General features: G+C 69.4%; 6 protein-coding genes and 1 tRNA gene. 3 read left to right on the top strand and 4 right to left on the bottom strand.

Translation table 11 applies throughout. The features are described 5' to 3' along the window. Window positions 1-1,184 (top strand): porin (locus D7V88_RS37520; RefSeq protein ID WP_120545366.1); only part of this gene is annotated, 1,184 nt, incomplete at its 5' end. An 86-nt stretch (window positions 1,185-1,270) separates the two neighbouring features. On the opposite strand, the gene D7V88_RS37525 is transcribed toward D7V88_RS37520, so the two are convergent. Then, on the bottom strand, window positions 1,271-2,227 hold the full coding sequence (locus D7V88_RS37525) for a DUF5995 family protein (protein ID WP_120545367.1): 957 nt from the start codon (window positions 2,225-2,227) through the stop codon (window positions 1,271-1,273). Window positions 2,228-2,718: 491 nt separating this feature from the next. On the opposite strand from D7V88_RS37525, the gene D7V88_RS37530 reads away from it, so the two are divergent. Together D7V88_RS37530 and D7V88_RS37535 are read left to right on the top strand one after the other, a co-directional pair. Continuing rightward, entirely contained in the window at window positions 2,719-3,330 is a 612-nt protein-coding gene (locus D7V88_RS37530) for a hypothetical protein (RefSeq protein WP_120545368.1), read from the top strand. Next, on the top strand, window positions 3,327-3,902 hold the full coding sequence (locus D7V88_RS37535) for a hypothetical protein (RefSeq protein WP_120545369.1): 576 nt from the start codon (window positions 3,327-3,329) through the stop codon (window positions 3,900-3,902). Before D7V88_RS37530 ends, D7V88_RS37535 begins: the two co-directional genes overlap by 4 nt. Window positions 3,903-3,963: 61 nt before the next feature. On the opposite strand, the gene D7V88_RS37540 is transcribed toward D7V88_RS37535, so the two are convergent. The 3 genes from D7V88_RS37540 to D7V88_RS37550 form a co-directional block, all read right to left on the bottom strand. After that, window positions 3,964-5,142, bottom strand: a complete 1,179-nt coding sequence (locus D7V88_RS37540; protein ID WP_120545370.1) for a leucine-rich repeat domain-containing protein — start codon at window positions 5,140-5,142, stop codon at window positions 3,964-3,966. Then, window positions 5,136-6,521 (bottom strand): SDR family NAD(P)-dependent oxidoreductase, encoded by a 1,386-nt coding sequence (locus D7V88_RS37545; protein WP_120545371.1) that lies wholly within the window; start codon window positions 6,519-6,521, stop codon window positions 5,136-5,138. Before D7V88_RS37545 ends, D7V88_RS37540 begins: the two co-directional genes overlap by 7 nt. A 16-nt stretch (window positions 6,522-6,537) precedes the next feature. Further along, window positions 6,538-6,609 (bottom strand) — tRNA-Ser (locus D7V88_RS37550). Window positions 6,610-6,652: the final 43 nt, after the last annotated feature.

Raw genomic sequence — 6,652 nt, forward strand, 5'->3', positions numbered from 1 at the left:
CCCCCTCCGTGCCTCCCGCCGCGGCCCCGGCGGCGCCGCCCCCGGAGGTGAAGAAGGACAAGGCCTGGTACGAGCGCATCAGCCTGCGGGGCTACACGCAGATCCGCTACAACCGCCTGCCCAGCTTCCGGGTGAACGACGCCCTCATCAACGACCAGGGTGACCGCTTCCTCGGCAAGGACAACGGCTTCGGCATCCGTCGCGCCCGGCTCATCTTCTACGGGGACGTCCACGAGCACGTGGCCATCTACCTGCAGCCGGACTTCGCCTCCGTCATCGGCGACCAGTACCACGTCGCCATCATGCGGGACTGGTACGCGGACATCTCCGTGGACTCGAAGAAGGAGTTCCGCTTCCGGGTGGGCCAGTCGAAGGTGCCCTTCGGCTTCGAGAACCTCCAGTCCAGCCAGAACCGGCTCGCGTTGGACCGCAACGACGCCGTCAACAGCGCGGTGAAGGACGAGCGCGACCTGGGCGTGTTCTTCTACTGGGCGCCCGCGGAGATCCGCGCGCGCTTCAAGTACCTGGTCGACAGCGGGCTGAAGGGTTCGGGCGACTACGGCGTGGTGGGCCTGGGCGTCTACAACGGCCAGACGGCCAACCGCGCCGAGCGCAACGACACCCCGCACGCCGTCGCCCGCGTCTCCTATCCCTTCCTGTTCGGCAAGCAGTTCGTGGAGCTGGGCGTGGGCGGCTACTACGGCCGCTTCAGCCTGGCGGCCGCCCCGCGCGACGACGCGGCCTACGCGCTGGCCCGCGGCGACGACATGGTGGATGCCCGCGCCATCGTCAGCGTGATGGTGTACCCGCAGCCCCTGGGCTTCATGGCCGAGTACAACGTCGGCCGTGGGCCGTCGCTGGGAACGGGTCCGGACGAGGGCCTGCTCATCGACAGCCGCAACCTGCACGGCGGCTACGCGCAGCTCATGTACAAGCTGGACGACGTGGCCGGCATGACGCTCATCCCCTACCTGCGGGGCACGCTCTACCAGGGCGGCAAGAAGTTCGAGACCAACGCCCCGCGCTACGACGTGCGCGAGCTGGAGCTGGGCGTGGAGTGGCAGATCTTCAAGGCGCTGGAGCTGACGGGCGCGTACCTCATCGCGGACCGCAACTCGTCGCGCTACCCCTACGCGCAGCAGCAGGGGCACGTGACGCGCGTCCAGCTCCAGTTCAACTACTGAGCCGGGACGTGGAAGGGCAGGGCGGGGGCGTCAGGGGCCGGTGTCGCCCCGGGTGACCTCGCCCAGCCCTTCACGGGACACGCGGCTCAGCTCGCCAGCGGCGTGACCTTCGCGACCGGCTCCGGGGCCGGGAGCTTCACGTCGGGCCAGGCTTCGGGCGCCAGCGTCAGGCTGAAGGGGGGCGCCGAGCCGCGCAGCGTGAGCCAGAAGGCCTTGTCCGCGGTCAGCGCCTGGGCGATGCGGCCCGACGTCGTGCGGACGCGCTCCACGATGGCCTGGATCTCCTCGGGCGACTGCGCCTCCAGCATCCCGACCACGTTGTCCCAGACCCGCTGACGCCAGACGATGAGCATCTGCATCACGGCCTTCTCCATCACCGGGCGGCTGAAGGGCACGCGCAGCGCCAGCCGGGTGGAGGTGCAGTTGTAGCGCTCCGCGAGCAGGTCCAGGCATTCAGGGATGCACTGGCGGAGGATCTCGTTCACGTGGAAGTAGTCGTGCCGGTAGCGCGCCATCTTGCGCGTGTCGACCGGGGGCGACTGGTGGGCAATGTTGTCGTACACCACCATGCCCAGGTCGTGGTTGATGTGGGCGCTGACGCCCAGCAGCGCGTCCTGGAAGGGACGCGTGAGGCCCGCGGCCGGGTAGTGCGTCGCGAAGCGCCAGGCGGCGGTGGGCAGGGGTAGCTGGCGCAGCGAGTCGCGCACCGCGATCAGCGCCTCCTCGGCGAAGCGGCCCGTGAGGTGCGACAGCCACTGCGGCTCCAGGAACCCGCCCGCGCCCGGCGCGCTCAGCAGGTGGACGACCCGCCGCGTGACGATGGCATAGATGTCCAGGAAGATGGCGCGTGAGTCATTGCGCTCATTCAACCGGCCGAGGATCTTCTCCAGTCCCTCCAGCGCCTGCTCCGCGTCCACCGGGTTCCAGAGCACGTCATCCAACTGGATGGGGCCCAGGTCTCCCGGGGCCTTCGTCTCGTGGAGGTGGACCTTGTTCGAAGAGCTCTTCCGATGCGGTTGGGGGGCGACCGGCGACACATTCATGGAACGATACTCCGCAGCCTGGGGGAAACTGCTTCGTGAGAAACGTACACCACTTTCTCAATCAAACTGAAATAGGCCCACGTGTCCGCCGTGACTCGCCGACGCGGGTCGCATCCCGCCGATGTTTCATGGCGTGTCCGCGTCGTGACACATGACGGGATCAGCGGAATCCATCCAGGGGGATCCGCGTCGCGCGGGGAGAGGGATTGAGGAGCTCCAGAGACCGGTGTCGCGTGGACACGGCCGGTGAACGTCATGACTCCACGCGTATGACGCGCGTGTCGCGCAGCGGCGCCGCCAGTGCTGCCAGTGGACGCCTTCGCCCTCTGCGTTCAGATGGCATCCGCCTTGCTATGCATGCTTCCCGCGCAAGTCGGGTATGACTTCGTCGTCGCAGCTTCCCTGACCTGCGCGGGCAGTGCGGCAGGACCCAACCGCTCCCCGGCGTGGACATGGACGCCCGGGAGTCGTCACCCCGGAGCTTCGAACCCATGAGTCGAGCGAGCCCGTCCCCCATCCTGGAAGTCTCTTCTCCGCCCGCGACCCCGGGCTCCCGTGTCCGTTTCTGGGCGGCCCGGCTCGTGTTGTTCGTGGCCTGCGCCAGTGTGGTGGCCACGTCGCAGGCCACCTCTCCGGACGTCGACTCCAGGGAGCTGATGGGCGCGCCCCTGAGCCTCACGACCGAAGCGCCCAAGGCGTCGCGCCGCATCATCATCCGTGCCTCGGCCCCCAAGCCGCCCTCCAAGCGGGCGGAAGGGGAGGTGTCGGTCCGCGTCACGGCGCGGTGGATCCCCGCCGACCCCAGCCAGACGGTGAGCCCCTGGCTGAAGGTGATGCTCTCCGAAGATGCGGGCGGCTCCGGCGCGGAGTCGTCCGGCATCCTGACGGCGGGGACGCCCTTGACCCTGGAGGGGGTCGGCTACCTTTCGCCGGACTGCGAGCTGAAGGACTCCTGTGAGTGGAGCCGGCACGTGAACTTCGAGTTCCAGGCCAACGCCGCCGCCGGCACGGTCGAACTGGAGTGGACGGCCCAGGCCCATGTCCGCGTGGTGGACACCAGCGACGTGCCCGACGGCTTCACCGTGGACATCTCCGAGCCATGAACCCGACCCCGCGAATCGACCTCCGCCCGCTGCTTCGGCGCTGCCTGCTGCTGACGGGGCTGGTGCTGATGACCCCGGCGTGTGGTGGGGACTTCGACACGTTCCTGGAGCGGCAGCGTCCGCCCACCGAACTGATTGAGTTGAGCGCGAGCGAACCCGTGGTCACGCGACGCCTCCGCGTGGTGGCCGCGGTCAAGCCAGGGACCCGGACGAAGGTGTCCTGGCCCTATCTCTCCGTGAAGGTGTCGCGGACCTGGGCGAACTCCGAGGCGAGCGGCGCGGAGGACATCTATCCGTGGCTGCGCGTCAGGCTCGTGAATGAAAGCGAGGGGGACCTCCGGGCTGAAGACGTGGTGGCCTTCGGTGAGCAGGGGTGGGTTCGCGATGCGGGCCTGGCGAATTCGCCGGGACGGGAGGACAAGGCCGATCAGTTCGACGTCACCTACCGCGTCGAATTCGAACGGCAGGGGCCTCCCTCCAATGGCCTCATCAAGCTCACCTGGGAGTCCTACGCGAGCGTGTCGTCCAGCGGTGACCGGGATGAGGTCGAGTTCACGGTGACGGAGCTCTGAGTCGCGAGGCCGAGCGGGGTTCGCCGCCCGGCGATGAGAGGCATTGTGCGCGCGGTTCCCTTCAACGATACACACTGCGGATGCGCCGTGCCCCGGGCCACTCCGGGCGCGGCACGCTCCGGGCCTGCTCCTGGTGCTGTCGATACGCGGCGATGACCGGCTTGGGCAGCGCGCCGACGCCTTCCAATGCCAGACGCACCGGCCGGTCTCCCAACGCGGCGATGAGTCGTGCGGTGCCTTCGGAAGACAGGTCACTGTTGCGCAGGTCGACGTAGCGCAGGTGCGTATTGGCCATGAGCAGGCCCGCCAGTGCCTCCGCGCCTTCCGGCCCGAACCTGTTGGGCGGAGCCTGGAGCACCCGGGTCGACGGGGCGTGTCCCAGCTCCAGGGATTCGAGCACCGGGTGGTGCCGCAGGGCCTGCGCGAGGGCGCGGGCTCCGCGTGGGCCCAGGCCCGTGCTGGACAGGGACAGGCCCAGGAGCGTGCGGTTCTCCGCCAGCGCCTCCGCGAGGATTTCGGCGCTGTCATCCCCCAGGGGATTCGCGGCCAGGTAGAGGCCGAGGAGCCGTGGGGACTTCCGGAGCAGCTCCGCCAGCGGACGCGCGGCCCGGGCCGTGAGCCGGTTGCCGCTCAAATACAGCCATTCCAGCGGAGCATCGCGCGCCAGCAGTTGCTCGACGAGGGCGGCCAGTCCCGTCTCCCCCAGGCCCGTGTCCACCAGGTCGAGGGTGCGCAGCGCGGAGGTGGCCACCGCGTCCGCGAGCAGGGTGGTGCCCTGGGCGCCCAGCGGGTTGCGCTTGAGCCAGAGCCCTTCCACCGACGGACGGAGCTGCACCGCGTCCGCGAGCTGGCGCGTCCCCTCGGGACCGATGAGGTTGCAGCCCAGGTACACGGTCCGGATGCGTGGGTTGTGTCGCACCAGCTCCGCGACGGCCGCCGCGCCCACGTCGCCCATGCCGTTGGTGCCCAGCAGCAGGCTCGACACATGCGGGTGGTCCCGGAGCGCGCCCAGCACCGCCTGGGTTCCTTCCACGCCCAGGCCCTGCTTGCAGAGGTCCAGCCTCCCGTCGGGCAACAGCGTGCCAATGGGGAAGCGGATCGGCGCGCTCACCAGGGTGCCGCAGCCCAGGTGGTCGAGCAGGGGTTGCAGCTCGCGTGGGTCGCAGCGCGGAAGGACGGGGTGTTTGACCAGGGGGCAATCCGGCTGCGCGGACTCCGCTTCGGGGAGGTCCTTCACCATGGCGCGCTCCGGTAGTCCTTGAGGAAGAGGCCGTGCACGGGCTGTCCCCGCACGCCCTGCACGACGGGGTCGTAGACGCGGGCGGCGCCATCCACCACGTCCAGCGGGGTGATGAAGCCCTGTTCGGACATGCGGAGTCGCTTCTCCCGGGGGTTCTCGTTGGTGAGCCAGCCGGTGTCCACGCTGTTCATGAAGATGCCGTCCCGCGCGTAGTCCTCCGCGGACGTGCGCGTCATCATGTTGAGCGCCGCCTTCGCCATGTTGGTGTGCGGATGGAAGACCGTCTTGTTCTTCCGGGAGAACTGCCCCTCCACCGCGGAGACGTTCACGATGTGCCGGTCCGCGTGCGGCGAGCGGAGCAGCAGCGGCTTGAGGTGCGCGTTGAGGAGGAAGGGCGCGACGGCGTTGATGAGCTGCACTTCGAGCAGCTCCACGAACGGCACCTCATGCAGGCGCAGCACCCAACTGTTCTCGGAGCCCCGGTCCTCCAGGTTGCCGTCCGGTCGCTCCGCGAGGGCCTGCGTCAACGGGAGCAGTTCGGAGGCTCCCACGGGCAGCAGGCCGACTCCGGTGGTGGGCGCCTCGAACGCGGTGCTCCCCCTGAGCAGGGCGCTGGCGGGTGGAGACAGCAGGGCCGCCTGTTCGTGTGCACGGAGGGAATCGAGCTGCTCTGGCGTCGGCCGGAGCGTCTGGGCCGCGTTGTTGACGAGGATGTCCAGGGACGGCTCGGTGGCGAGCAGGTGCTCCGTGAAGGCCTTCACGCCGGGCAGATAGCGCAGGTCCAGGCCGAACACCGCGAGCCGGTCCGCCCAGTCCGCGAAGTCCGGTTCGGCGGCGAAGCGCCGCGCGGCATCGCGGGGGAAGCGGGTGGTGATGAGCACCCGTGCGTTGTCGCGCAGCAGCTTCAGCGCGAGCTGGAAGCCCACCTTGGTCCGTCCGCCGGTGATGAGCGCCGAGCGTCCCGACAGGTCGGCCCGCTGCTCGCGCTTCGCCTCGTTGAGGTCCGCGCACGGAGGGCAGAGCAGTGGATAGCGCGCGTGGAGCCGCGTGAAGGGCTGCTTGCAGACGTAGCAGTGCTTCGGGTGGCGCAGCTCGGAGTCGGTGCGGGGCTCCGGGGCGGAGAGGCTGCGCACGCCGAGCGTCTCTGTCTGCGCGCGGAAGACGCCTTCGACGAGGCTCCGGTCCTCCTGTTTGCGCTGCTTTTCACGCTGCCGGCGAAGGCGCTTCTTCTGGCCGCGTTGGACCTGGATGGCGGCCTGTTCGATGGCGTGGCGGGCCGGGTGGTCCTCGGGCCACTGTTCCACGGAGCGCAGCAGCGCCACGCAGCGCTCGAGTTCCTCGTCGGAAGGGATGGCGGTGGGGGCGGGCAGTGGCTTCATCGCGCGATGCCCGGGTAGACACCGACCGGATTCGAACCGGCGTCTTCCACCTTAGCAAGGCGGCGCGACTCCTCTGCGCTACGGCATCCACCCGGGCCCCATCAGCCTGCCGCGAAGGGGCAGGGCAGGGG

This window comes from Corallococcus terminator, assembly GCF_003611635.1.
GTDB classification, from domain to species: Bacteria; Myxococcota; Myxococcia; order Myxococcales; family Myxococcaceae; genus Corallococcus; species Corallococcus terminator.

What these genes read in the sequence shown, in the direction of transcription:
- D7V88_RS37545 (WP_120545371.1), bottom strand. Translation starts at nt 6,521, where the DNA reads ATGAAGCCACTGCCCGCCCCCACCGCCATCCCTTCCGACGAGGAACTC.
- D7V88_RS37535 (WP_120545369.1), top strand. Translation starts at nt 3,327, where the DNA reads ATGAACCCGACCCCGCGAATCGACCTCCGCCCGCTGCTTCGGCGCTGC.
- D7V88_RS37525 (WP_120545367.1), bottom strand. Translation starts at nt 2,227, where the DNA reads ATGAATGTGTCGCCGGTCGCCCCCCAACCGCATCGGAAGAGCTCTTCG.
- D7V88_RS37540 (WP_120545370.1), bottom strand. Translation starts at nt 5,142, where the DNA reads ATGGTGAAGGACCTCCCCGAAGCGGAGTCCGCGCAGCCGGATTGCCCC.
- D7V88_RS37530 (WP_120545368.1), top strand. Translation starts at nt 2,719, where the DNA reads ATGAGTCGAGCGAGCCCGTCCCCCATCCTGGAAGTCTCTTCTCCGCCC.